General features: G+C 32.9%; 24 protein-coding genes. 7 read left to right on the top strand and 17 right to left on the bottom strand.

The window, feature by feature from the left end; translation table 11 throughout:
- Window positions 1-115 precede the first annotated feature (115 nt).
- Entirely contained in the window at window positions 116-643 is a 528-nt protein-coding gene (locus tag BUR17_RS11865) for a hypothetical protein (protein WP_074231196.1), read from the bottom strand.
- A 154-nt stretch (window positions 644-797) separates the two neighbouring features.
- Here BUR17_RS11865 and mnmA point away from each other — a divergent pair, with 154 nt between their 5' ends.
- Together mnmA and BUR17_RS11855 are read left to right on the top strand one after the other, a co-directional pair.
- Entirely contained in the window at window positions 798-1,985 is a 1,188-nt protein-coding gene (gene mnmA / locus BUR17_RS11860) for a tRNA 2-thiouridine(34) synthase MnmA (RefSeq protein ID WP_074230586.1), read from the top strand.
- Window positions 1,986-2,216: 231 nt separating this feature from the next.
- Entirely contained in the window at window positions 2,217-2,420 is a 204-nt protein-coding gene (locus BUR17_RS11855) for a hypothetical protein (protein WP_066675915.1), read from the top strand.
- Window positions 2,421-2,848: 428 nt separating this feature from the next.
- Here BUR17_RS11855 and BUR17_RS11845 read toward each other — a convergent pair whose 3' ends face one another.
- The 10 genes from BUR17_RS11845 to BUR17_RS11800 all read right to left on the bottom strand — a co-directional run bounded on the left by BUR17_RS11845 (window position 2,849) and on the right by BUR17_RS11800 (window position 11,894).
- Window positions 2,849-3,592, bottom strand: coding sequence for a LytR/AlgR family response regulator transcription factor (locus BUR17_RS11845; RefSeq protein WP_084550586.1), 744 nt, complete (start codon window positions 3,590-3,592; stop codon window positions 2,849-2,851).
- 50 nt (window positions 3,593-3,642) lie between these two features.
- Complete coding sequence (locus BUR17_RS11840; protein ID WP_074230584.1) at window positions 3,643-3,915, bottom strand: 2TM domain-containing protein; 273 nt, start codon at window positions 3,913-3,915, stop codon at window positions 3,643-3,645.
- A gap of 26 nt (window positions 3,916-3,941) precedes the next feature.
- Window positions 3,942-4,226, bottom strand: a complete 285-nt coding sequence (locus BUR17_RS11835) for a 2TM domain-containing protein (protein WP_074230583.1) — start codon at window positions 4,224-4,226, stop codon at window positions 3,942-3,944.
- Between the two features lie 6 nt (window positions 4,227-4,232).
- Window positions 4,233-4,529: a 2TM domain-containing protein gene (locus tag BUR17_RS11830; protein WP_074230582.1), complete on the bottom strand. Its 297-nt coding sequence runs from the start codon at window positions 4,527-4,529 to the stop codon at window positions 4,233-4,235.
- A 550-nt stretch (window positions 4,530-5,079) separates the two neighbouring features.
- Window positions 5,080-5,646, bottom strand: coding sequence for a methyltransferase family protein (locus BUR17_RS11825; protein WP_074230581.1), 567 nt, complete (start codon window positions 5,644-5,646; stop codon window positions 5,080-5,082).
- A 1-nt stretch (window position 5,647) separates the two neighbouring features.
- The gene (locus BUR17_RS11820; protein ID WP_074230580.1) at window positions 5,648-5,947 is read right to left on the bottom strand and encodes a 2TM domain-containing protein; all 300 of its coding nucleotides are present in this window, start codon (window positions 5,945-5,947) and stop codon (window positions 5,648-5,650) included.
- A 5-nt stretch (window positions 5,948-5,952) separates the two neighbouring features.
- On the bottom strand, window positions 5,953-7,266 hold the full coding sequence (locus BUR17_RS11815) for a 2TM domain-containing protein (RefSeq protein ID WP_074230579.1): 1,314 nt from the start codon (window positions 7,264-7,266) through the stop codon (window positions 5,953-5,955).
- A 398-nt stretch (window positions 7,267-7,664) separates the two neighbouring features.
- Window positions 7,665-8,312, bottom strand: coding sequence for a hypothetical protein (locus tag BUR17_RS11810; RefSeq protein ID WP_074230578.1), 648 nt, complete (start codon window positions 8,310-8,312; stop codon window positions 7,665-7,667).
- Between the two features lie 272 nt (window positions 8,313-8,584).
- Complete coding sequence (locus BUR17_RS11805) at window positions 8,585-10,807, bottom strand: TonB-dependent receptor (RefSeq protein WP_074230577.1); 2,223 nt, start codon at window positions 10,805-10,807, stop codon at window positions 8,585-8,587.
- A 205-nt stretch (window positions 10,808-11,012) separates the two neighbouring features.
- Window positions 11,013-11,894, bottom strand: a complete 882-nt coding sequence (locus BUR17_RS11800) for an AraC family transcriptional regulator (protein WP_074230576.1) — start codon at window positions 11,892-11,894, stop codon at window positions 11,013-11,015.
- A gap of 160 nt (window positions 11,895-12,054) precedes the next feature.
- On the opposite strand from BUR17_RS11800, the gene BUR17_RS11795 reads away from it, so the two are divergent.
- Window positions 12,055-12,558 (top strand): superoxide dismutase family protein, encoded by a 504-nt coding sequence (locus tag BUR17_RS11795; RefSeq protein WP_074230575.1) that lies wholly within the window; start codon window positions 12,055-12,057, stop codon window positions 12,556-12,558.
- 66 nt (window positions 12,559-12,624) lie between these two features.
- On the opposite strand, the gene BUR17_RS11790 is transcribed toward BUR17_RS11795, so the two are convergent.
- Entirely contained in the window at window positions 12,625-14,754 is a 2,130-nt protein-coding gene (locus tag BUR17_RS11790) for a carboxy terminal-processing peptidase (RefSeq protein WP_074230574.1), read from the bottom strand.
- A gap of 143 nt (window positions 14,755-14,897) precedes the next feature.
- Between BUR17_RS11790 and surE the strand changes: the two genes are divergently transcribed.
- Both surE and BUR17_RS11780 read left to right on the top strand, forming a co-directional pair.
- Window positions 14,898-15,668: a 5'/3'-nucleotidase SurE gene (gene surE, locus BUR17_RS11785; protein ID WP_074230573.1), complete on the top strand. Its 771-nt coding sequence runs from the start codon at window positions 14,898-14,900 to the stop codon at window positions 15,666-15,668.
- Window positions 15,668-16,333, top strand: a complete 666-nt coding sequence (locus BUR17_RS11780) for a GNAT family N-acetyltransferase (protein ID WP_074230572.1) — start codon at window positions 15,668-15,670, stop codon at window positions 16,331-16,333. The genes surE and BUR17_RS11780 overlap by 1 nt, the downstream gene beginning before the upstream one ends.
- A gap of 86 nt (window positions 16,334-16,419) precedes the next feature.
- On the opposite strand, the gene BUR17_RS11775 is transcribed toward BUR17_RS11780, so the two are convergent.
- The 3 genes from BUR17_RS11775 to BUR17_RS11765 are packed head-to-tail and all read right to left on the bottom strand — an operon-like array spanning window position 16,420 to window position 18,809.
- On the bottom strand, window positions 16,420-17,823 hold the full coding sequence (locus BUR17_RS11775) for a radical SAM protein (protein ID WP_074230571.1): 1,404 nt from the start codon (window positions 17,821-17,823) through the stop codon (window positions 16,420-16,422).
- 9 nt (window positions 17,824-17,832) lie between these two features.
- Window positions 17,833-18,069 (bottom strand): hypothetical protein, encoded by a 237-nt coding sequence (locus tag BUR17_RS11770; protein WP_074230570.1) that lies wholly within the window; start codon window positions 18,067-18,069, stop codon window positions 17,833-17,835.
- Window positions 18,066-18,809 carry a prolipoprotein diacylglyceryl transferase gene (locus BUR17_RS11765; RefSeq protein ID WP_074230569.1) on the bottom strand — a complete coding sequence of 248 codons (744 nt, stop codon included), beginning with the start codon at window positions 18,807-18,809 and terminating at the stop codon, window positions 18,066-18,068. Before BUR17_RS11765 ends, BUR17_RS11770 begins: the two co-directional genes overlap by 4 nt.
- Before the next feature lie 68 nt (window positions 18,810-18,877).
- Between BUR17_RS11765 and BUR17_RS11760 the strand changes: the two genes are divergently transcribed.
- Both BUR17_RS11760 and BUR17_RS11755 read left to right on the top strand, forming a co-directional pair.
- On the top strand, window positions 18,878-19,918 hold the full coding sequence (locus BUR17_RS11760; RefSeq protein ID WP_074230568.1) for a GMP reductase: 1,041 nt from the start codon (window positions 18,878-18,880) through the stop codon (window positions 19,916-19,918).
- 751 nt (window positions 19,919-20,669) lie between these two features.
- On the top strand, window positions 20,670-22,121 hold the full coding sequence (locus BUR17_RS11755; protein WP_143747579.1) for a tetratricopeptide repeat protein: 1,452 nt from the start codon (window positions 20,670-20,672) through the stop codon (window positions 22,119-22,121).
- A gap of 57 nt (window positions 22,122-22,178) precedes the next feature.
- Here BUR17_RS11755 and fabG read toward each other — a convergent pair whose 3' ends face one another.
- Window positions 22,179-22,922, bottom strand: coding sequence for a 3-oxoacyl-[acyl-carrier-protein] reductase (gene fabG / locus BUR17_RS11750; RefSeq protein WP_074230566.1), 744 nt, complete (start codon window positions 22,920-22,922; stop codon window positions 22,179-22,181).
- A 113-nt stretch (window positions 22,923-23,035) separates the two neighbouring features.
- Window positions 23,036-24,508 (bottom strand): WG repeat-containing protein, encoded by a 1,473-nt coding sequence (locus tag BUR17_RS11745; RefSeq protein WP_074230565.1) that lies wholly within the window; start codon window positions 24,506-24,508, stop codon window positions 23,036-23,038.
- Window positions 24,509-24,511 lie beyond the last annotated feature (3 nt).

Below are 24,511 nucleotides of genomic sequence, written 5' to 3'. Positions count from 1 at the left end.
CAGATCATATTGTTAAAAAATCTGCGTAATCAGCAAAATCTGCGAGAATATAATTTAAAGATTTAGATTTCTATTTTCAATCATCTGAGTAAATCCGTGAGATCTGTGGGAAATCTTAAAGTCCAACCACAAAGCCAACATTTGGAATCAATCCTCCAGAAAAAACACTGCTGTTTTCTTTATACAAAACATTGTACATCAAACCAATCTGCATAAAAGAATTATTCCCGATTTGCTGCATATAACCACCACCTAAATATAAAGCAGTCTCTTGCTGATTGTCTTTGAAATCGTAATATTTGTCTTCATAATTGATGAAAAAATGCTGCAGATTACTACTCACAAAGAAAGATCTTGCGAAATAATAATTGACAAAAGGACCAAAACCAAACATGGTCGATTTATAAAAATCCGAAGTCTGCCAGGAAACACTTCCTATTAAACCAGCCTCCAAATCATTTGTCAGTCGGTAACCAACTCTCGGTGCAACCTGAAGATTAAAATAAGAATTGCTTCCGAAACCAACACCTAATCCTCCACCGAAAGTCCATTTATTCGTTTCAGTGGTGGGTGTTCCTATTGCAACTTGAGAAAATGACAATCCGGAAATCAGAAAGAATGAAGAAATAAACAGTTTTTTCATATCAAATATTTTTTTGGTGAACATTTAAACAACGATTTTGTGTTACTATCGTTTTTATCAATGTATAAAATTATCATTTTTTTTGTGAATAGGATTATCGTAATTTTGCGGCTCAACTAAGAACTCCCGTTAAGAGTTTCGTAAAATTGAATATATGAAAGTAGTAGTAGGTCTCTCCGGAGGCGTAGATTCGAGTGTTACAGCATACTTGCTGCAACAACAAGGGCATGAAGTGGTTGCTCTTTTTATGAGAAACTGGAATGATGCTTCGGTAACTTTAGAAGATGAATGTCCGTGGATTGAGGACAGTAATGACGCTTTAATGGTTGCTCAAAAACTGGGAATTCCGTTTCAGGTGATTGATATGAGCGAACTTTATAAAGAACGCATCGTTGATTATATGTTTGATGAATATCAGAAAGGAAGAACTCCGAATCCTGATGTTTTGTGCAACAGAGAAGTGAAATTTGATGTTTTTATGAAAACGGCAATGTCTTTAGGTGCTGACAAAGTGGCGACAGGACATTACGCAAGAGTAGATTCTACTTTTGATGAAAACGGAAAAGAAATTTTTCATTTGTTGGCGGGAAAAGACAATAATAAAGATCAGTCGTACTTTCTTTGTCAGCTGAATCAGGATCAATTGTCTAAAGCATTGTTTCCTATTGGTGAACTGACGAAGCCTGAAGTAAGAGAAATTGCGAAAGAAATTGGTTTGGTAACTGCAGATAAAAAAGATTCTCAGGGACTTTGTTTTATCGGAAAAGTAAGTCTTCCACAATTTTTACAGCAGCAATTGGTTCCGAAAGAAGGCGAAATTGTAGAAATTTTCAAAGACTCTCCCCTTTTCGCACAGGAAACGCCAAGTTTTTCATCTAAAGAGGAAGAATTAGAATTTTTAAGCCAAAAAATTAATTATAAAAAAGCTGACGGAAAAGTAATCGGAAAGCATCAAGGTGCTCAATTTTTCACGATCGGACAAAGCAAAGGATTAGGAATCGGCGGACATAAAGAAAGTTGTTTTATCGTATCGAGAGATATGGAAAACAATATTATTTTCGTGGGAGAAGGTCACAGCTTTCCGGGATTGCATAAAAAAGCGTTGAAGATTGATAATTCTGAGCTGCATTGGGTTCGCGAAGATTTAAGATTAAAAAATGGAGAATCGATGGAAGTAATGGCGAGATTCCGTTACAGACAAGAGCTTCAGAAAGCTACGATTTATCAGTTTGAAAATAGTTTTTTTGTAGAATTTGAAAAGCCTCAATCTGCGATTGCTGAAGGACAATTTGCTGCTTGGTACATTGATGATGAATTGATTGGAAGCGGAGTAATTTCATAATTTAGCACTGAATTTTTAACGCAAAGATTTTAATTTTTAAGCTTATTATTTTAAGGAGCAAAGAATGGCGACAAGTCGCTGATGAAGCTTAAATAAAACTTGCGAAAATCAAGCTTTGCGTTAAGAAATTTATTATTGCTTAATTCAAATTCAGGTTAATATAAAAAGTTTTCTGTAACATATTTCAGATTGTGATACTTACCAAGTAAATAACAATTAAAAATATTTATCATGAAAACGACTTTAAAAAATCAGTACGCTTACGTCAACCAAATTTTAATTGCGGTAGTTTCTGCAACTTTAGGGTACAATCTTTATCAGGAAATTGTACATCCAGAAAATTCAAGATTAACGATAAGCATCATTTTGGTGGTCTTAACTTATATTATGGTTGAAAAATATGGTTATAAACCTGAAAAAGAAATTCAGAAATAATTTAAAATAGAGGTTTGAAGAAATTCAAGCCTTTTTTATTTTTAATCGGTTTTAGCAGCTGCTATCACAGCCAAAAAAGAGATAAACATTACAGTGCATGCAGAAATTAGAAACAAAAGCATGTAAAGAAAATAATCATTTTTAAGTTTTCGGGGAATCAATTTATGGATGACGTACAGCAAAATCGGAAATAATAAACTCGACCCCAAATTGGCTAATCTGCCAGAAAAACTAATTATTCTTGTTTTATCATTAAAAGAATGTACTGCTGTAAACCAACATACACCCAAAAGAATAACCATAAATATCGTTTGATACGCAGTGCGGTGATTTTCACGCTTTTCTGTATTAATTAAATAAAAAACACTGCCAATTATAAACAGTACAATAAAAAGGATTATAAATACTTCAAACATTCTGCAAAACTATTAATTAACCAACCAGTCTTTAAAATCTTTTACCCTTTCACGGCTCACCGTAATTTCTTCTTTTGGTTGAAAATTGAGTTCCACTTTATAATTGGGCGACGTATGAATATTTTTAATATAATCTGAATTGATAATAAACTGCCTGTTGACACGGAAAAACTTCTTATCATCAAGCACATCCGTTAATTCATCTAAAGTAAATTCTGAAGGATAAACCCGATCCTGAGTCTGCAGATAAACAATTTTATTTTCACTAAAAAAACAGCTGATCTCGGGGGTCTGTACAATCTTCAGATTATAACCGATCTTTACCAAAATCCTCGACAGTGTCGTTTTTTCTTTTTTAATTAATTGCTTAATCTCTTGTGAGTTAACCGATTTATCTGAAGGAATAAATGATTTGAATTTTTCAATCGCTCCGGCGAGATCTTCTTCCATAATGGGTTTCAAAAGATAATCGATACTGTTGAGTTTAAAAGCCTTCAACGTGTATTGATCAAAAGCCGTGGTATAAATAATAAAAGCTTTTGTAGAGATTTTTTCAAAAATATCAAACGAAAGACCGTCTCCTAAAACGATGTCTGAAAAGATAAGTTGCGGATGCTCATTTTCGGCAAACCAGCTTACTGCTTCTTCCACAGATTCCAGGTTGGCAACCAATTGCAAATCAGGAAAAAGACTCAACATTCTTTCTAATTTTCTTGCTGCAGGTTTTTCGTCTTCGATGATGACTGTTTTAATCATTACTTGGCTTTAGTTTAATTTTAAATAAAAATAATTAAATCTTTTTAGTTTTAAAAATTAATTGGTTTTTTCGACTTCTTAAGTTCTTCTTCCAGGATCTGATTTTCCCATTCAGAATCAAATATAAAAAGATTTACAGCTTTCACTCCTAAAATTATTGCCCAAATCGTAAGAATAAACCATCCTTGAAAATTGTGGTCTGTTCCAGAATATTTAATAAAATTTTTGATCAGAATAAATCCGGCAACGATCGTAAACCACATGCAGTTTTTATAGAATGACCTCAGCCTTTTTACTTTTTGCTGTGCGCTATTATAATCCATTGTATTAATTTTTTAATAATAATTATTTAAAGTGATTTTGAATTTCCTCTCTCACGCTCCATCAATTGTTTTATTTTCTTCTCTTCCCAGTTTTTACCCGTAAAAAGATAAAATGCGTAACCCAGAATGCTTATTCCAAAACCGAATAACGGAAACCAAAACCAATGCAATTCAGGATTTACTTTCAGGTTGATAAAAATCAAATAAGGCGTGAGCAAAAAACATCCGGTGAGCATAATGTAGAATGTTTTTATTTCTTTCATTCTGCTTTTGGCTGACTTATATTGCTGCTTTTGAAGATTATTTTCCATTGCTGATTATTTACGCATGCTTCTTTGTTGCTCCTCCTCCATCAATTCTTTTATTTTTTTCTCTTCCCAGTTTTTCCCGATTCCAAAAGTACTTACAGCGTGTAAAGCAAGACCCAATCCCCAACCTAACATTGGCCAATAAAACCATAGATGATTCGGTGCCGTCATAAGATTTAAAATCAATAAAAAAGGAATAACCAAGCAATAAGAAGTAAGGTTACCGTAAAACCCTTTTAAATCTTTTACTCGTCTTGCTGCTTTTCTGTACGCTAAATTTTCTTTGTTTAATGATAAATTTTCCATGATCTTTTATTTTTAAAATTAATATTTGTTTGTTTTTCTTGAGTCAAATTTAGGTCAAGAATCAACCTCAAATCAACTTTATATTACTGAACTGTGGAAAATATAGACTGAACAGCAAAAATCCCGACTCAACTGAAATCGGGATTTTATTTTATGTGTTAAAGTTTTTTTAACAGCAAAAGGGGCAAAAGAAATGATTGAAAAAAGAGCATTTCAAAAGTTCATAAAAGACAGAGCTTTCATTTCTCTTTTTGCCAGCATTTGAATAACTTATAACTCGGTAAAATCTTTGTCTTTTTTGTGAGGATAAAAAAATGAGTTAAATCTTTAACACGCAAAGATTTTAATTCTTAAACTTAATATTTTAAGGAGCAAAGAATGGCGACAAAGTCGCTGATGAAGCTTGAATAAAACGAAAACTTCATAAAAATCAATTTATTGATTCATCTTTGCTCCTTAAAAATAAAGTTTATGAAAATCAAACTTTGCGTTAAACAGATAAAACACTTATAATAAATCACTTATACTTATTATTTAATCTACATTGAGATTAATAAATAAACGGAATCAGCTTTTTTGTTTTCCGCTTATATTCCAAATATTCGTTTCCAAATTGTTGTATCAAAACCTGTTCTTCAACTTTAATTCGATACGAAAATGCTAAAAATACAGGCACAAGAGCAATAAACAGAGAGAGCCAGTTATTTAGAAATAATCCTAAACCCAAGAACGTAAGAAGCGCAAACGAATAAGAAGGATGCCTTACCAATCTGTAAGATCCTTCTTTTTTGATCTGATGATTTTCTCTAATCGAAACATCTACCGCGAAAAATCTTCCGAGAGATTTAATGATTATCCAACGAAAAACAATCCCAATCACAATTAAAAATTCACCTAAATATAAAATCCAATATTGGTTTCTGATATGAAAAGAAGTCAGTTTAGAAACCGTTACCGCCGCAAAAACAGACGGAATGATCACCACCCACAAAATATTGAGTGTAGATTTATCTTTCTTTTGGTCTTTCGATTCAGATTTAAATTTTTGCTTGTAATAAATTTCGCTCAAAAACCATGCAGCAATAGAAATGTAAAAAAGCAGATAAAGTGCATTCATTTTATTTATTTTTATCCATCAATTCTTTGATTTTCTTCTCTTCCCATTTTTTTGCAAAATTAAATCGGGGCAGAAAAACAAATAATGCATGAGCCAAAAGACCTACTCCCCAAAATGCAGCCGTAATGAAATTTTTAAACTGAAAATAGTTCTCATTTGGTTTTAAATTGATGTAATTATAATAAACAATCAAAAGATTTACAGCAACGTATGAAAATAAGTGTCCGTAGAAACCTCTCAATCTTTCTACCTGTCTTTTCGCCTGCTGATAATTGATATCATTTTCGTCAAATTTTTCCATGATTTCTATTTTTTCTGTTTATCCATAATTTCCTGGATCTTTTTTTCCTGCCAAGATGTCCCGATCCCAAATACCTGAAATGCGTGAGAAGCCACACCAACACCCCATCCTAAAAGCGGCCACCAAAACCAATAGTAATGATTTTGAGTATACAGATTCACAAAGATCAGGAAAGGAATAACCGTGCAGTAAGAAATAAGATTACCATAAAAACCTTTGATCTCTTTTACTCTTTTCTTGGCTCTTTCGTAAGCTTTATCCTGATTTTTTGTATCGATACTTGCCGTGTTTGGTTTTTCAGATAATATCGGAAGTTTTACTTTAAAATAATCTTCAGATTTTTCTATAAAAACATTCTTTTTCGTCAGTAAAGAATAGCGTTGTACAATGTTTGCCAAACCTATTCCTGCACTTTCTTTGATCTGTTCCCGAATCTGTAAGTTATTTTCTATACATAAAGTGTCGCCTTCCGTAAAAATTCTGATCAGCAAAGGCTTTGAAGATGTTGCCAAATTATGTTTAATACAATTTTCCAAAAGCAATTGGAGAGAAAGAGGAACTACAAATCGTCGTAAATCGTCTTCTTTTACATCAAAAATAAAATTAACACTGTCTTCAAATCTTGTTTTCAGTAAGCCACAATAGGTTTTTGCAAATTCTATTTCGTCTTCAATAGTCACTAATTCTTTATCTTTCTGCTCCAAAACGTATCTGTAGATCTTTGACATTGAGGCAGTAAACTTCTGAGCCTGACTCGGGTTTTCATCGATCAACGAGCTTAAAACATTTAATGAATTAAATAAAAAATGTGGGTCAAGCTGATTTTTTAAACTTTCAAATTGTGCATTGGCAGATTTTGCGATTAATTTCTGCTCAACCACTTCTTTTTTGGAAGATCTTTTAAGCTCCTCCATAAAACTTTTAGCGTGTAGAAAAGCAGAAATCAGCAAAGCAACATTCACCATAAACCAATTGATAAAATTGTATTTTCCTGAGAAAAATGCTTCTGTTGTAGCTACTTTTTGAATGACCACAAAGTTGATATAGTTGCAGAAATACACCAAAATAAAATTGGCAATAAGAATTGAAACAATGCTTAAAATCGCTCTTTTGGTTGTTGCTTCAGACCAAGGAACTTTTTTGTTGAGAAAACTATTAATCAAGTCATTTCCGATTCCTATTACAAAAGAATACATCGCTGAAATAAATAAAGTAAGCGAGAAATTCTCAAGATTTTTTTCTTCCGTAGAAAGGAAAAAGAAAACCAGAGTAGTTGCCAAAGACACCCAAAATAAAATGATAAAATCCTTACGTTTCATTGGTTAATTTATAGTTCAAAATTAGCTTTTATTAAACTCTGTGAAAACTTTTTCTCGCTGAATGGTTGCTTTTCTGTTCTGAACGGTAATAATAATTTTATCTGTTTATACATCTAAACTCATAAACAGCATGTTTGTCAGTCTGAAAGAATCTAAGTTAACTTTTTAGAGATGCTTACAGCATGACAAAGACTCTTTATTTCTAATTATATGACAATTGGTAATACAAATCGTTTTATAATTTTAAAACCCTTTCCACATTTGAAATGCAGAAAGGGCTGATTTAATATCTCGCAGATTAGGCAAATTTTGCAGATTTTTTCTCTTTTATTTATCTGCTTAATCTGTAAATCTGCAAGAAAAATATGACATTTAATTCTAATTTAGAAGATTAGCGATTACTTTGTCGGTTGATTAATAAAATATTCCGCTTCTCCTTTTCCCCAGTTCGGACTTAAATTGGTTTTGGGTTTAAACGAATTGAATTTTTCTAAAGCAGCTTTAAACATTTCCATTCCTTTTGTTTTGCTTCCTCCGTATTGCTCCGGCGTAAAGTAAATATCTTCCGCTTTTATAAGTGTTACTCTTGGATTAGCTGGATCAAATTTTTCAGCTTTCGTAAGTTCTTCCTGAGCTTTCATTCCAAAAGTCATGTATCTTTCCTGCGGATTGACCATCATTTTCAGTGAATAAACCATTTTTTGAAGCAAATGAATCTCTGAATTTTCTTTTTCAATACTTTCTGCAGCATCAATAAATTTTTGAGCCTGATCTGCAACAATATCCATATCCTGCATTTTTCCTTCTCTCATCAATACCCTTCCTTTTTGGATATAAGAAAAAGCAGCATAATAATTCGGTAGCCATTTTGTGGTTTCCTTATCGGCAATTCTCTGAAAATCGTTGGCCAGAACCTGAAAATCTTCCGGTGTTTTGCAGGTTTCAATTTTAGCAATTTTCTCTGTCATTATTTTTTCATAATTAGCCTGAGCAAAAGATAATAAACTCATACAAGCTAAAGCAAAACTTAAAATGTATTTTTTCATAGTTTCTAAATTGTTTAATGTTATTTTTTTATTTAAAGATATTTTTTCTAAATGATTATCCGTGTTTTAAAAATGCTAAAATCATTAAATCCGAAATACTTTTTGACGCAAAGATTTTAATGTCAAATGTATTATTTAAAGGAGCAAAGAATGGCGATAATGTCTCTGATGAAGCTTGAAATTATGAGCTTTATAAAATCAATTTATTGATTCATCTTGGCCCCTTAAATATAAAGTTTATGAAGGTTAAACTTTGCGTTAAATTAATTTTATTAAAGGTTATTATTGATCGCATCCTGCGTTTTATCTACCCCAAAACTGATAAACATTCCTACAAAAACAAATGTATTGACGGGCGGAACGACTGCGGAACTTTGGTTTCCGTTTTGAGAAAAATTGTATCCGTACACGTTTTTATTTCCTAAAACATTTGAAATACTTAGAACGAAAATAGTAAATGCTTTTGAGTCTTTTTTACCAATATTCGGCAGATAATTGAAGCTTAAATTCAGCGCGTTGTAATCTTTCAGTCTTCCTTCATTTCTTATAACATTTACATCATTTTGTGTCACGATGTCGTAATAAGGTCGTCCTTTTGCATAAGTGTAAGAAAGATTGACTCCGGTCTTCCATTCGGGGATAAATCTTTTGGCAACAACGGAAAGCGTATGTTCAGCAGCAAAATTGGGCTTTAAACTTACTGGATAATTCAGGAAATCTCTTTTAGAATCCAAAAAAGAATAACTGATCCAATAATCGATATTTTCAAACGTTTTTTTGTCTCTCCAAAATACTTCAAGCCCTTTTGCGAAACCATTTCCGTTATTATTAAAAGCGGTTTGCACTTGCTGATTTTGATTAGAATCTGGAACAATATTCTGAGTTTTAATCAATTCATCATATTTTTTATAAAAAGCTTCAAATCTCAAGCTTCTTCCTTCTGTTGACCTTTGAACCTGAAAAATGTAATGCTGTGACTTTTGAAAACCTAAACTTGCAGATGAGTTAATATATTTACTTTCAGGATTTTGGAAAAACAATCCGTAAGCGAAAGAGGTTGTCCAGTCTTTTGCTAAACGATAAGCCAAAGCAAAACGCGGTGCCAAATTATTTTTATTCAGATAAGAAGAGTTTTCGGCTCTTACTCCAATTTTTGCTGATAAATTGTTGCTGAAACCTAAATCTGTTTCCAAAAAACCTGAAGAAATCAAATCACGATAATTCTTATTAACCTCTCCGAAATTTAATTTTTCATTGGCATAATTCAATTCAAATCCTCCTCGTAAAGCACTTATTTTATTGATTTTTCTGTCGATAACTGCTTTAAAATTGATATAATTTCCATCATTTAATAATTCTGTTTTCTCCGATTCAGTTTGATTGGTTTCCGTAGAAAAGTTTAAATCTGACTGATTGTAAGAATACGAAGCACTTGTATTGAAAAGATACTTCCCGAATTTTTGCTTGAAAGACAAGTTATGGTAAGTATTTTCACCTTTTAATCTTACCAAGGCAAAATCATATCCCGGTTCTAAACTTTCGGTTTTTACGCCCATTTTATTAGTGTCAAACATTCCGTAGTATTTTAAAAATCCTCCGGTTTTTGTTTTGATCCTAAAATTTGCATCGCCATTAAAACCTCTTGGAGCATCAATAAAATCAGTATTAAAATTAAAAACTTCCTGCATCAAACCTAAATTTGAATATCCTAAACTTGCTCCATAAGAATGATTTTTATTTTCACCTAATTTCTGGAAACTTCCACTTAAAAATATGGGAGAAACCCCAAAATCATAAGAACTCTGGTCTGGAAGATCTACACTTTCGAGCATCAAAGCTCCGGAAAGAGCCTGTCCGTACAAAGCAGAATATCCACCGCTCGAAAAAATATTTCCTTTGAAAAGAGACGTGTTAAAACGGTCTCTTCCAGCAATTCCGGGAACCGAACTGGAAAAATAATTGTTGATCAAACTTCCATCCATAAAAATTTTGGTTTCAGTTCCTGTTCCTCCACGAACGAATAAACCTTCGGTTTCCCCTACTTTCTGAACCCCGGGAAGATAAGTTAAAGCGGAAGAAATTTGTCCATCGGCTCCTGCTGTTGTGTAAATATCAATTGGCGTCAATAAAGCAGTTGCTCTTTTTCTGTCGCTCGCTTCGATAGAACCTGCAGAAATCACGACCGCATCTATTTCGTTGATCTGTTCTTTTAATTCGGCATTTACGGAAACATCTTTATCTTCAATTAAAATCGGTTTCTGAATTTCATTGTATTTCGGATGAACAAAAGTCAGGATATGATTACCTTTTTCAGAAGTTTCGAAAGAGAAATTCCCGTCGGGATCTGTTGTTGCACCGTCGTAAGTATCTTTTAAAGTCACATTGATCTGGCTTATTCCTTTATTTTTAAAAGTCACCTTTCCTGTAATTTTTGTCTGAGAAAAACTCAGAGCAAATAAGAAAAAAGAGATGAGAAATAATAGTTTTGTTTTCATAGCTGTTTTAATTCGAATCAAAAATAGGATGAATTTTAATGTCTTTAAATTTTTTGTTACTGAGCTGTAGAATTTGGAAACTGAATCGCTTTTTTTGGTTTTTTAATCTAGAAGGATTCCTAAAAGTTCATAAAAAAGAGGTCAAAAATTTATTGATTTTGACCACTTTTATCCAAAGTAAAGAACGTTTACATGAATTATTCTATCAATTTATTGGAATACAAAAATCTACCAACATTTTACCTTCAGGATGTTCTTTAAAATTTGAATGATAAATTTCAAAAGGAAATGCTTTTCGGGTTGTATAGCCGTTTTCTTTCATCCATAAAAATAACGACACCCAAGATTGCTCAAACTCGGCAAGCGTTAGTTCACCGCTTCCAACGATAAATTTTCCGGCTTCCAGCGTTTCAGGAAATACTTCGCCATCCTGTTTTTCTAATGATTTATTTAAGAGCATACAAGCATGAATTCTCACTTTATCTGGCGAAGTAACTTTAAAACTATCATGATATACAGAGATCATTTTAAGATCTTCCAGGGGGAACAATTGCTTTTCCTCTGCCCAATCTATAAGAACGTTGAAAGACGATTCTACATTTGCGATACCAAGGCTCATTACAGACGCCAAATTCATTTCCGGCAAATCGGTTACTTTAATTTTTAAATTCATTGTTGACCAGTTTAATAGGTTTTCTATATTGCTAATGTATTGGTCGAAAACCGTATCTACTTGTCCGTTCTTGCGATGTATCTGAGAGATCGTATGAAATTTTTCGGGAGTGATCTTTCTAAATTCTGAAGGAGATCTTCCGTAATATTTTTTAAAAGCCTTGTTGAAATCTGAATGACTGGAAAATCCAACATTCAAATAAATATCTTTTATTGATAAACTCTTTCTTAATGAAAGATAAAACGCACTTTTTTCTATCCTTTTTCTAAAAATATAACTCTGTAATGTTTCTCCCATAATTAGCTTGAAAATTCTATGAAAATGAAATGGAGAGTACGTTCCTATTTCTGAAACAATCTCTAAACTAAGTTCGGTATCAAGATTGTTATCTATGTACTGAATGATTTTTACCATTCGTTTTTTATACTCTTTCAAAGGTATTTTTTGTAAAGGTATCAAGATAATTTCAGGGCGATTTGTGTTTTATTGCTAATTACAGTAAAACAATTTTAAATCATAAATGGTTCTGAAATTGTTTATTAAATTTATCATCACAACATTTAAATATTAATTTATGAAACTACAAACATTAACATTATTAGCCAGTTGCGCTTTATTTGCAACATCATGCAGTTCTAGTAAAACCTACAACGTTCTGGCAAAAAGCGGAACCGAAACTGGCGGAACGGCAAAATTTACTCAAAACGGAAATGAAGTGGTAATGGATTTGGAAGTGACAAATCTTACACCGGGAATTCATGCAGTCCATATTCATGAAAAAGGTGACTGCTCTGCTCCGGATGCAACTTCTGCAGGCGGACACTGGAATCCCGGGAATCATGACCACGGAAAATGGGGATCTGAGCATTTCCACATGGGAGATATCGGAAATCTGGAAGCCGGCACTGACGGAAAAGCAAAACTGACTTTTAAAACTGATAAATGGTGTTTAGACTGTGTTGACGAGTCTAAAAACATTATCGGTAAAGGAATCATCATTCATGCTGATAAAGACGATTTTATGACGCAGCCAACAGGAAATGCAGGCGGAAGAGTGGGTTGTATAGAAATTAAATAATTCTTCTATTCTTTGCAGAAAAAAGCGGCGCTAATCTTCGATTAGCGCCGCTTTTTGTAATATTATTTAAGCTTTAGTCTTCATGTCTGCAACAATATTCATTGCTTCCTGAAGGTAAGAATCTTTTCTAAGGTTCTTCATCCACATTTCAGATTTTTTCTTGAAAACCTCATCCTTTTTCTCTCTTTCGATCTCTGCAGGATACATTTCAAATTTTAATCCGTTATCAAATTTCGTAAGCTTTTTAAACTTTTCAATTTGAGATTTTCTGTGTTTCATCAAATCATTAAACTTATTGATATTTAAAGTAATGGTTTCTTCTTTGTCTAATTGCTCTCTCCATTGAGCCGACTCAAGCAACAATTGGTAGTTTGCATTTTTTGCCATTCTGTCGTTGCTTGCTTTTTCTAAAGCTTTAACATCAAAATAGCTCAACTTTTGGAAATTAGCACTCGGAATTTTGTCCCAAGCCAAAGCAAAATCATCATATCTTTCACCAATTTCTGCATAAGTAAAGAAGTCTTTCATCTGAATATCAGAAACAATCCCTTTTCTCTGATTAGATTCTCCGGTAATTCTGTAGAATTTCTGAATCGTTAGTTTTAAAGATCCGAAATCGTCTTCACTATTTAAGAATCTGTTTAGATCTACGAAAGTTTGTACCGTTCCTTTACCATACGATTGAGGCGAACCTACAATAATTGCTCTTCCGTAATCCTGCATTACACCAGCTAAGATCTCTGAGGCCGAAGCTGAAATTTCATTCTGCATAATTACTAAAGGACCTGTCCAGATTGGAGTTTCCTGCTTGTTTTTTAGTGTCTGAATTTTTCCGTTTCCGTCTTTTACCTGAACGTAAGGACCTGCATTCATAAATAATCCCATGATATCACCAACTTCAGTTAATGAACCACCACCGTTATTTCTAAGATCTAAAACAATTCCTTCAATATTCTGAGCTTTCAACTTGATGATTTCGTTTTTGATGTCATCAGAAGCGTTTCTTCCTTTCTCATCTTCGAAATCTGCATTAAAGCTTGGAAGGTTAATGAATCCGTATTTTTTACCGTTTGGAGAATTTACAATAATACTTTTCGCAAAAGTGTCTTCAATAGCCACTTCTTCACGAATCATCGTTACTTCTACAATTGTTTTATCTTTTTTCTGAACCGTCAAAGTAACCGGAGTTCCTTTTTCACCTCTGATCAAACGAACTGCCTCATCAGAAAGCATTCCCACAACGTTTACGTGGTCTTCTTTCGGTTTAGATTTTACCTTTAAGATTTTATCACCTTCAGAAAGCTTTTTAGACTTCCAAGCCGGAGCTCCAATTGTTAGCGCTCCTAAATAAAGATTTCCTTTTTTCTCCTGAATAATAGCCCCAATTCCGATAACTTTTCCTTTGAACTGAGTATCAAAATCTTCTTTATCTTTTGGAGAATAGTAGTTGGTATGCGGGTCGAAAACTTCCGTGTAAGCGTTCATATATACCGAAAACCAGTCCATTTTCTTTCTTTTTTTGAATCTGGTAAATGTTTCTTTCACCAAATCTTTTACCTCGTCTGTAGCTTTTGTCAGCTTTTGCTGAGGGCTAAGAATCTCAAGTTTAATGGTATCTTTCAGCTTAAACTTCTGAACTGAATCTTTCTTCTCTTTCTGAGCTTCTTCTTTGCTGTTCATCGATTCAATTTCCTGAAGAATATTGTATTTGATGAATTTTTTCCACTCGTTATACTGCTCCTTTTGATCTGCAGGAACTTTTTTCAATTTAGATTCCAAAGTAAGCGTTTCATCTTCTTCTAAATTAATCGGCTTGCTGAAGATCTCCTGTGTGATCTTATCGATTTCATCTACTCTTTGATACAATCTGTCAATTGTCAGCTTATAAAACTGCAGATCGCCCTGATTGATATAATCGTCAAGCTTTGTTTCGTGCTTGGCAAATTCGTTCATATCAGACTGCAGAAAATATCTTTTCCCTGGATCGATCATTTCAAAATAATGCTTGTAAACATCTTTTGAATAGGCATCATTGATAGGTTTTGGGCTGTAGTGTAAATAAGAAAGAGTATTTTTAACACTCACCATTATCGTCTGCATTTTCTCATCGTCATTCTTTGGCGAGTTGAAACAAAACATAAGACTTGTTAATGGAATAAAGAGTAGAAATTTATTTAGCTTAAAATTTTTCCACATAAATCTGTAATATATTTTTATTAAATTCTTTTAAATCATCCAATAAGTAGCATTTATTAAATGACTGTTACAAACTATCAAATTTAATACCTTATTTACAATTATCAATTAGTTTTAAGTAATTTTGTTAAAATTAAATTTTTATGGAAAAACCACTTATTCTGGTAACAAATGACGACGGTATTACAGCTCCGGGTATCAGAAATCTTGTAGAATTTATGAATGAAATAGGGGAAGTAATTGTGGTTGCTCCCAACTCGCCACAAAGCGGAAAAGGTCACGCAATCACGATAAACTCTACATTAAGCTATGAAGAAGTACAGCTTGAAGGCCCACAAACCGATTATTCGTGCAGCGGAACTCCTGTTGACTGTGTAAAAATGGCTTTAGATAAAATACTTCCAAGAAGACCAGATCTTGTGGTATCAGGAATCAATCATGGTGCAAACTCTTCTATCAATGTAATTTATTCGGGGACAATGTCTGCAGCTGTAGAAGGCGGTGTAGAAGGTCTTCCTTCGATAGGTTTTTCACTTTTAGATTTCAGTTGGGAGGCGGATTTTACGCAGGCAAAAGAATATATTCAGGAAATTGTAAGAAAAACTTTAGAAAACCCAATGCCTAAAGGTGTTGTTCTTAATGTAAATATTCCTAAGCTTTTAAAAGAAGAAATAAAAGGCGTAAAAATCTGCAAGCAGGCTCATGCAAAATGGGAAGAAAGCTTTGATGAAAGAATCAATCCGCATGGTAAAAAATATTACTGGTTGACCGGATATTTCAACAATATGGATGAATCTGAAGATGCAGACGAAACAGCTTTGGCAAACGGATATATCTCAATTGTTCCGGTGAAGTTTGATATGACTGCTTATGAATATATGAACACCCTTCGCGAAGTAATGGATTTTAAATAATGTACGAAAAATTAGATAATCCTGTATATCATTCACTTAATGAATATCATGAAAAGTTTTGCTTAAACTTCGGAGATTCTAAATTTTACAATCCTGAAGTCGCCGCTTTCGGAGGTTCATCAAACGTTGCAAAAGAAAAAGACATCACAGAATATTCAAAAATCTGTGGTGATTTTCTCATTTTCGGAAATAAACCAGATCTAAGAGAATTTAAAACAGAAATGTCACAGCTTGTTTGTGATCAATATGTTTTAGAAAACAAAATTGAGCTTGATTATAATGAAGAAATTATCGAGCTTCAGAATGAAAACCATGAAGAATTATTGGCTTTTGTTAAGAAGTTTTATCCTCATTATTTTAAAAACAGAACTCCTGAATTAGGAAGGTATTTCGGAATTTTTAAAGATAATAAACTCGTTGCTGTAACTGGGCAAAGAATGCAGATGAATGATATGACGGAAGTAAGCGCAGTTATCACAGACACAGATTATCTGGGAAAAGGTTTTGCCAAACAGCTGGTTGCATTTGTTTCCAGTACGATATTTGAAGATGGTAAAACACCGTTCCTTCATGTCGCTGAGAACAATCTCGGAGCAAAGAAACTCTATGAAAAATTAGGTTTTGATCTGAGAGGTAAAATAAATTTATGGGGTGTAAAAGTTTAAAATTAATTGATGCCACAGATCTCACAAATCAGCACAGATCTTATAAACATTCACTCGAGTAATTTGTAAAATTTGTGTTTTTTTATTTAAAATAAAACCTTATCCTCTTTTCTCAATTCTTCCAGATATTTACTCTTATCGTCTCTGTAAAATAGGTTCATCGTCTCAAAAGGAATCATTTTTAAATCTTTATTGACAATATGAACACAGGATTTTTTTACAGCACGAACATCAAAATCGTGTGCATCCATAAAATTCATGATAATAATTCTGAATAGGTTATTGTAATCTAAATTGGGAGCCGAAACTTCTGGTAAACAACAAAGTAACTGATTTACTTTAGGTTGAACTTTATCTACAGAAATTCCGGTACTGAAGATATCTAAAAGTTGCATCTGCAAACCTTGATCCTGCTCATAAACGATTGTATTTCTCGTTTCATTATTCAACAAATCAGCAGGATTGATATATCGCGTTAAAGGAATCGTTTCGCCATCCAGTTTTAAAATATACCCCATCGCCAAAGCATCCGGATTACAAGGAACAGGAATAATATCATCTCCGTTCAAAAGCGGAAACTGGTTTAAAATTTCCTGTCTAACTTCCGTCAAGGTAATTTTTTCGTGAGCAGAATCTTCACGATTTCTTCCGGCAACTTCTACAGGCTGAAAAGTAATTCCACGGACGCATTTTTGTTTTAAAGCAAAATCAATTAATTTCCCGATTTCGTCGATATTTTTACCTTTTTGAAGAACAATAACCAGCGTTGTAGAAAGATTTAATTCATTTAATTTTTCCAAAGCTTTCATCCGAACATTCGTAAGATCTTTTCCTCGGAAATCTTCCAAAACTTCAGGTTTAAAAGAATCAAACTGAAGATAAATTTCAAATTCGGGAGCGTAAGTTGCGAGTTTTTCAGCAAAACCAGGATCATTCGCAATACGAATTCCGTTGGTATTAAGCATTAAATGTTTGATGGGTTTCGACTTGGCAATATCCATGATCTTAAAAAACTCAGGATGAATCGTCGGTTCGCCTCCACTAATTTGTACAACATCCGGTTCACCTTCGTTTTTGACAATGACATCAAACATGGCTTCGATTTCTTCCAAAGTTCTATGACTTCCGTAATGGGGCGAAGACATCGCATAACAGGTTGGACACGTCAGATTGCAACGATCGGTAACTTCTACAATCGAAAGACAGCTATGTTGCTCATGATCAACACACAAACCACAATCGTATGGACAACCATACTCTACATCGGTACCGAAATGAACGGGCATTTCAGACGCTTTATTGTAGTTTCTGATGTTTTTATAATACTGAACATCCGAAGCAATCATCGTTTTAAAAAAACCATGATCAGGACATCTTTTGGTCATAAAAACAGAGTCGTCTTCAATGATAATCTTTGCTCCTACCCTTTTCAGGCATTCCGGGCAAAGACTGATCGTATAGTCGTAATACGTATAATTTCTTACCGGCATAATTTATTTTTACATTCCACCACAAACAAAACCACTGATTAATCCTCCAATCAACATAGAAATCAAAACCGTTCTCCAAAATTGTCCGGTTGTAAATTTCTTTTGATTATCCCATTCATAAATCACTTTTGCAATCGCAGCAACCACTAATGAAACAACGAAAACTACAATGAGAATAATTCCAATAATCATCACCACTATACCTCCTAAATCCATATTACCTTCCAGAAGCGTCAGAGTTTTCATTTTGTAATTTTTTTTGAGTTTTTAATTATATAAATGTAATAAATAATTACACAAATACATACCAATTGAATGGTTCCTAAATTTCCAATGATATTAATTTTAGGTTTAATAAAATCTAAAAAGAACCTGAAACTAAAGTAACTCAACATAAAAAGCTGAAAAATAAAACCTGAAGGATATTTATCCTTTCGTGAAATCATTCTTAGTTCAAACCACATGAAAATCAAAAAAGCAATCTCGTACAGTGCAACAGGGTGTCTTAAATATTCATCACCAAGATGCATTCCGAAAATAGAATCTGTCGGTAATCCGTAAGTTTCTTCATGAATTCCTGTGAGAAAACACCCTATTCGTCCGATAATCATTGCCAAAATTAAAGGAAAAACTATCAAATCTCCAGTACTTTTTTTATGGCCAACTACTTTTTTTGCCATTTCTACTCCGATAACTCCAAAAGCTAAACCTCCAACAATAGTATTATTTGTCCAGAATCTTTTGAAATTGAAATCATTAAAAAAAATATAGGGATTCTCTAGGTTTCCAATGAGTTTTGACCCAATCAGAGCTCCTGCTGTAGCACCAATAAGAACCGCTGCAGAAATATTGAAAGACAATTTCTCTGTTGATTTTCTCTTTAAATAAAAATAATAGCGCATTCCGAGAAATATTCCCAGTGCTTCAAAAACAGGGTGAGCCAATATCGTTTTACCGAATATTTGAAAAGTTACAGGAAAATCCATGGTTTCAAAAGTAGTATATTTAAGATAAATTTATACTTTTAATATTAAATACTAAATCAACAGACAAAATGCGCATAGAAAACGATATAAAGCTGGGCTTTAAAGACGTGATGTTCAGACCAAAACGTTCTACTTTAAAATCCCGCTCCGAAGTCGATCTCGAAAGAGAATTTACATTCCTCCATACACAGAAAAAATGGAAAGGCACGCCAATCATTGCTGCCAATATGGACACGGTGGGAACTTTCGAAATGGCTGTTGAGCTGGCGAAAGAAAAAATAATCACCGCCGTTCACAAACATTATTCTGTAGACGAATGGAACAATTTTCTGCAAAATCAGCCTGAAAGCATTCATCAATACATCGCTTTAAGTACGGGAACCGGAAAAGCAGATGAAGAAAAAATAAAAACAATCCTCGAAAAACATCCGAAAATAGAGTTTCTCTGCATCGATGTAGCCAATGGCTATTCTGAGCATTTTGTGCAGTTTGTAAAGAAAGCGAGACAGAATTTCCCCGATAAAATCATTATGGCAGGAAATGTGGTAACCGGCGAAATGGTAGAAGAGCTTCTTTTAGTCGGCGCAGATATCATAAAAGTAGGAATCGGACCCGGCTCGGTTTGTACAACGCGTGTAAAAACCGGCGTCGGCTATCCGCAACTTTCAGCCATTATAGAATGTGCTGATGCTGCGCATGGTTTAAAGGGCCACATTATTGCGGACGGCGGTTGCAAAGTTCCCGGCGATGTTGCCAAAGCTTTTGGCGGCGGAGCAGATTTTGTAATGCTGGGTGGAATGTTTGCCGGACATGACGAAAGCGGTGGCGAAATGGTAGAAGAAAATGGTAAAAAATTCAAACTATTTTACGGTATGAGTTCTAAAACTGCAATGGATAAACATTCAGGTGGTGTCGCAGAATATAGAGCTTCGGAAGGAAAAACGGTGAAAGTTCCTTACAAAGGTGCAGTGCTGGAAACAGTGAAAGATATATTGGGCGGAGTACGTTCTACCTGTACTTATGTTGGTGCTTCTACCTTAAAAGAACTGTCTAAAAGAACGACTTTTATAAGAGTTCAGGAGCAGGAAAATCAGGTTTACAATGATTAATTGTAATCTAATTCGCGTTAAATTCAATTAATTGCAATAATTTAAAATATCCTATAATACCTTATAAATAAAGAGTTTATTGAATTAGAGGGCAAATTGAGGGCTAAATATTTTGCTCTTTTTTCTACTTTTTCTTCTATTTGTATTGTTCGAAAAATTAAAATCCGAATGATGGAGAAAAAAATTAATCTCTGGAGATTTTAAACAATTTGGTTTAAAATTCCGGAGATTTTTTTTGATATATATATCTTCATTTCTAAAATACCCTTCTTTTTCTATTTATTATTTTATTAAAATTAAACATAATATCCTTTTTAGAATTCTTATTCTATCATTATCTGAGTTTAATTTGGTAAGCCTTGATTTAATGAAATCTTTAAATAATAAATAGGCTGATTAACTCTTAATAATTCGTATCTTTTTGAATAATATTTACAATAATAAATCGTTTTTTATCTAGTTTAAAAATTCACGACGAATATGAAAATCTATTTATATGAGATCTATTTAAAACAAATTGAAAGTTAATTTTAATTAATCCGTTAAAATTATGCCTTCTGGCAAACGTTTCTTTCAATTAACAGGCTTATATTGGCACAAAAATTGAGTAAAAACATACAGTGAAAAAGACTGTAACACCCATGAATAAAACATTCGTGAGGTGTTAAGTTTTTATGTAGTGAGTTAATAATACCAAGTTATTTAAATGGGTTATCTCCATTCGTACAAATATTTACTTAGCCTTGTTCTTTTGAGCAATTTTTTTTATGCTCAAGACCAATCCAATGTTGATTTTTTAGTGAAACAAATCAATACGATTCAGCTATCCGGAGAGTCTGACAAAGTTTTGGAGGCTTCACAAAAGCTTATTGATTTATCGAATGCTTCAAAAAATGAGAAAGGCCTTTGTTATGGTAATTATTATATAGCTTCTTATTATTACGATCATGCCAAGTTCAAACAAAGCATTGATTATGCAAAAGAAGCTCAAAAATATACTTCTTATTTAGAGACAGACAAAACACATTCTGCTAATATTTCATCTTTATTAGGCGGAAATTACCTACTTCTCGAACTTTATACCCTATCATTCAAAAACTACAGAAAGGCTCTTGAAATCTTAAAAACCAACCCTAATAAGACAGCAAAAGATTCTCTCACAGAAAGCGCTATTTATTCACATCTGAGCTACATCTATCAAAACATCAATAAACCGGATTCTATGCATTATTTCTTGAAAAAAGAAGATACGATTCTTAAAAAAATCGATTTACAGGATGCTTATATTCAAAAAGGTTGTTCTTGTTTAGGTTTTGGAAATTATTATCTGAATCAAAATAAAACCGATTCGGCTCAATATTATTACAGCAAATCATTAGATTATTTTAAAAATAAAATTCATCCCTGCAAAATTGAATCATTAATAGGACTTGGAAATCTTTTTACTGTTCAAAAAAAATATTCTAAAGCGCAAAGTTTTTATAATCTGGCTTTAAAAAGTTTTGATCAGCATCATTTCCCGGATATTCTGAGCGAATTGTACAAAAAAATTGCGGAGCTGAAAATTGCTCAGGGAAATGCAACAGAAGCAAAACAATATCAGGATCTTTATCTGAAAACGAATAAAGAATTGGATGACAGAATGAAGAATGAAAGAGATTTTGCGTTGAATGAAGTAATGAAAGAAGAAAAAATAAAGCATACTCTTGAAACAAAAAAAACTCAGAGAACAACTTTAATCATTATTTCTTCACTGATATTCATCACTTTATTTATTATTTATCTTCTTAAAAAATCGAAATCAAGAAATCTGAAATCTATCGAAATCGCCCAAAAACTGCTTAAAGAAAAAGAAATCACTGAGCAGGAAACTCATAAACTGAAACAACAGGTTAACGAAGCTTTCGACGAAATCATTCAGTTGGCAAAAGAGAATAATCCTTCATTTTATACAAGATTTCAGGAAGTTTATCCTAAATTTCAGTCTAAAATGCTTCAGCTTAATGAAAGCCTGAAACCAAGCGAACTTACTTTTGCAGCTTATATTTATCTCGGTTTTACAACGAAAGAGATTGCAGATTGCACTTTTAAAGCAATAAAAACAATAGAAAATAACCGTTATAATTTCAGAAAAAAGATTCATCTGTCTCCAGAAAAAGATCTTCAGATATGGCTTAGAAATTACATCGATTCTCAATCATAAAAAAATCCCTTTCATAAGCTTTATGAAAGGGATCTATATTGTAGAATAATAATTTTCTTAAGTTAACATTCCTCCGTCAACGTTTAAAACCTGACCAGAAATATAAGAAGACATTTCGCTACCAAAGAAAACACAAGCGTTAGCAATATCTTCCGGTTGTCCTCCTCTTTTCAAAGGAATACCGTCTCTCCATCCCTGAACTGTTTTTTCGTCTAAAGCAGCCGTCATTTCAGTTTCAATAAATCCTGGTGCAATTGCGTTGCAACGGATGTTTCTTGAACCTAATTCTAATGCAATAGATTTAGTAAATCCGATAACTCCTGCTTTAGAAGCAGCATAATTTGCCTGTCCTGCATTACCTTTTACCCCTACAACAGAAGTCATATTGATGATAGAGCCCGATTTAGCCTTCATCATTGGCTTAATTACAGCCTTAGTAAGGTTGAATACAGAATCTAAATTTACTTTGATAATAGTATCCCAATCGTCTTTTGACATTCTCATCAAAAGATTGTCTTTCGTAATTCCTGCATTGTTTACCAAAATATCAATTTTACCAAACTCAGCCATTACATCATCTACCAATTTTTGTGCAGCATCGTAATCTGATGCATCAGACTGATAACCTTTAATCTGAGTTACAGAACTTAAAGCAGTTTCCAATTCTTTCGCTTTTTCTACAGAACCAGCATATGTAAATGCTACTTTCGCTCCCTGTTGAGCAAAAATTTCGGCAATACCTTTCCCGATTCCTCTTGTAGCTCCGGTAATTAGCGCTACTTTTCCTTCTAATAGTTTCATATAATGATTATTTATTTTAAAAATCCAAATAACTTGAGTGGTTGAAAATTATTCAGATTGCAAATATATATATTTTGTTTTTGCGAGTTTTAATTCACTAATTAAACATTGTTTTAAAACATTACTTTGTCTTCTGAAGAACTAAAATCAATCACTTCCGATTCTTTATCTTTTGTGAGCGTAAGCTTTTTGTTATCTGCAGAATATTTGTCGTAAATCACGTCTTTAAGTGGTTCATTTTTAAGATTTGTAACACCAAACTTATCTCCTTTCTGTACCACAACTTCATCTCCTGAAAGAAAACTTACAATATCATCGTACATGAACGGAACAATTTCCTTTCCTTCTTCATCCAGCATACCGTAAAGATTTTCTTTGTTTTTACAGATAATTGCAGGGTAAAACTGAAATGGTTTTATAGAAACAATATCTTTAATCGGCGTGTAAGATTTATCTGTTGGTGAAAACTTATAATATACCTCGTCTTTTTTAACAATTACATTATTAAAGAAGATTTTCTCAATCTGGAATCCGTCATCCAAAACACTCTCAAAATTCTTATCTAAAAGCTTTTCTTCATTGTCTTTGCTTACAAAAACATAATCTTCACCTTTTATTTTAAAACCTTCTACAACGTCATATTCTTTAGGCAAAACAACTTCCCCACTCTCTTTAATAACTGCAATTTTAGGATTTTTATAATCTTTTAATGTTTTAAAATTACCATTAAACAAATGATTTACATAATGGTATTCCGTAGGGAAAACTTTTCTTTCTGCTTTAGAAAAAACGCTTACTTTATTGTCTTTGATAAGGTAAATGTAATTTCTTCCTACAAAAGCCTGTTCATAGATATTTTCCGCTAAAACCTGCTCATTTTCATCTACAATTCCATATTTATTTTTAGCAATATCCTTCGTAATTAAAAAGGGAAAACCATTAATATCCTCAATATAATGATTTGAAAACTGGCTCACCGTTTTACCGTCGATATCAATTACATCTCCGGTTTTAATTCCGGTATTTAAATAAACTTTTCCTTTGTAAAATCTCAAGTTTTCCTTGAATTCTCTATCAGAAACCTGTTGTCCGTCAAAATTATATATAAACCAAAGCTTATCTTTTTTAATAAAAAATCTGCTGTCGTTTGCGAATTCTATTTTATCCTGAGACGGAATAATCTGTTTCCCATTGTAGTCGTAAACACCGTCTTTTCCGTCTTTTGATACAATTAAACGGTCTCTATTTTCCCAGGTTTTATATTTAAATTTATCTAATAGAATCAACTGGTTTCCGTTTCCATCAATCAAAGCAGTTTTTCCGTTCGATTCACCTTCTTTTACTTTCAAAATAAATCTGTCTTTTGACAAACGGAGAATTTCACTTTTATAAGGATAATTAAAAGAAATAGTTCCTAAAGAATCTACTATAGAAGAGTTTCCGGTATTCGGATCTGAAATAATCCCGTAACCGTTGGTATAAAAGCGTACTTCTTTCCCAACTTGTTTAGACAATAATATCTCTTTATACTGATTGGTCTGTGCTGAAAAAATACCTGAAAGCAGAATGAAAACTAATTTTTTCAATGA

It is taken from the genome of Chryseobacterium scophthalmum (assembly GCF_900143185.1).
GTDB classification, from domain to species: domain Bacteria; phylum Bacteroidota; class Bacteroidia; order Flavobacteriales; family Weeksellaceae; genus Chryseobacterium; species Chryseobacterium scophthalmum.
This window is presented reverse-complemented; position numbering and strand designations above follow the sequence as displayed.

Bases quoted from the DNA above. Each gene is read 5' to 3' on its own strand.
- BUR17_RS11795 (WP_074230575.1), top strand. From the start codon at position 12,055: ATGAAACTACAAACATTAACATTATTAGCCAGTTGCGCTTTATTTGCA.
- BUR17_RS11835 (WP_074230583.1), bottom strand. From the start codon at position 4,226: ATGGAAAATAATCTTCAAAAGCAGCAATATAAGTCAGCCAAAAGCAGA.
- BUR17_RS11855 (WP_066675915.1), top strand. From the start codon at position 2,217: ATGAAAACGACTTTAAAAAATCAGTACGCTTACGTCAACCAAATTTTA.
- fabG (WP_074230566.1), bottom strand. From the start codon at position 22,922: ATGAAACTATTAGAAGGAAAAGTAGCGCTAATTACCGGAGCTACAAGA.
- BUR17_RS11790 (WP_074230574.1), bottom strand. From the start codon at position 14,754: ATGTGGAAAAATTTTAAGCTAAATAAATTTCTACTCTTTATTCCATTA.
- BUR17_RS11765 (WP_074230569.1), bottom strand. From the start codon at position 18,809: ATGGATTTTCCTGTAACTTTTCAAATATTCGGTAAAACGATATTGGCT.
- surE (WP_074230573.1), top strand. From the start codon at position 14,898: ATGGAAAAACCACTTATTCTGGTAACAAATGACGACGGTATTACAGCT.
- BUR17_RS11830 (WP_074230582.1), bottom strand. From the start codon at position 4,529: ATGGAAAATTTATCATTAAACAAAGAAAATTTAGCGTACAGAAAAGCA.
- BUR17_RS11815 (WP_074230579.1), bottom strand. From the start codon at position 7,266: ATGAAACGTAAGGATTTTATCATTTTATTTTGGGTGTCTTTGGCAACT.
- BUR17_RS11805 (WP_074230577.1), bottom strand. From the start codon at position 10,807: ATGAAAACAAAACTATTATTTCTCATCTCTTTTTTCTTATTTGCTCTG.
- BUR17_RS11825 (WP_074230581.1), bottom strand. From the start codon at position 5,646: ATGAATGCACTTTATCTGCTTTTTTACATTTCTATTGCTGCATGGTTT.
- BUR17_RS11845 (WP_084550586.1), bottom strand. From the start codon at position 3,592: ATGATTAAAACAGTCATCATCGAAGACGAAAAACCTGCAGCAAGAAAA.
- BUR17_RS11770 (WP_074230570.1), bottom strand. From the start codon at position 18,069: ATGAAAACTCTGACGCTTCTGGAAGGTAATATGGATTTAGGAGGTATA.
- BUR17_RS11820 (WP_074230580.1), bottom strand. From the start codon at position 5,947: ATGGAAAAATTTGACGAAAATGATATCAATTATCAGCAGGCGAAAAGA.
- BUR17_RS11760 (WP_074230568.1), top strand. From the start codon at position 18,878: ATGCGCATAGAAAACGATATAAAGCTGGGCTTTAAAGACGTGATGTTC.
- BUR17_RS11840 (WP_074230584.1), bottom strand. From the start codon at position 3,915: ATGGATTATAATAGCGCACAGCAAAAAGTAAAAAGGCTGAGGTCATTC.
- BUR17_RS11810 (WP_074230578.1), bottom strand. From the start codon at position 8,312: ATGAAAAAATACATTTTAAGTTTTGCTTTAGCTTGTATGAGTTTATTA.
- BUR17_RS11780 (WP_074230572.1), top strand. From the start codon at position 15,668: ATGTACGAAAAATTAGATAATCCTGTATATCATTCACTTAATGAATAT.
- mnmA (WP_074230586.1), top strand. From the start codon at position 798: ATGAAAGTAGTAGTAGGTCTCTCCGGAGGCGTAGATTCGAGTGTTACA.
- BUR17_RS11800 (WP_074230576.1), bottom strand. From the start codon at position 11,894: ATGGTAAAAATCATTCAGTACATAGATAACAATCTTGATACCGAACTT.
- BUR17_RS11865 (WP_074231196.1), bottom strand. From the start codon at position 643: ATGAAAAAACTGTTTATTTCTTCATTCTTTCTGATTTCCGGATTGTCA.
- BUR17_RS11775 (WP_074230571.1), bottom strand. From the start codon at position 17,823: ATGCCGGTAAGAAATTATACGTATTACGACTATACGATCAGTCTTTGC.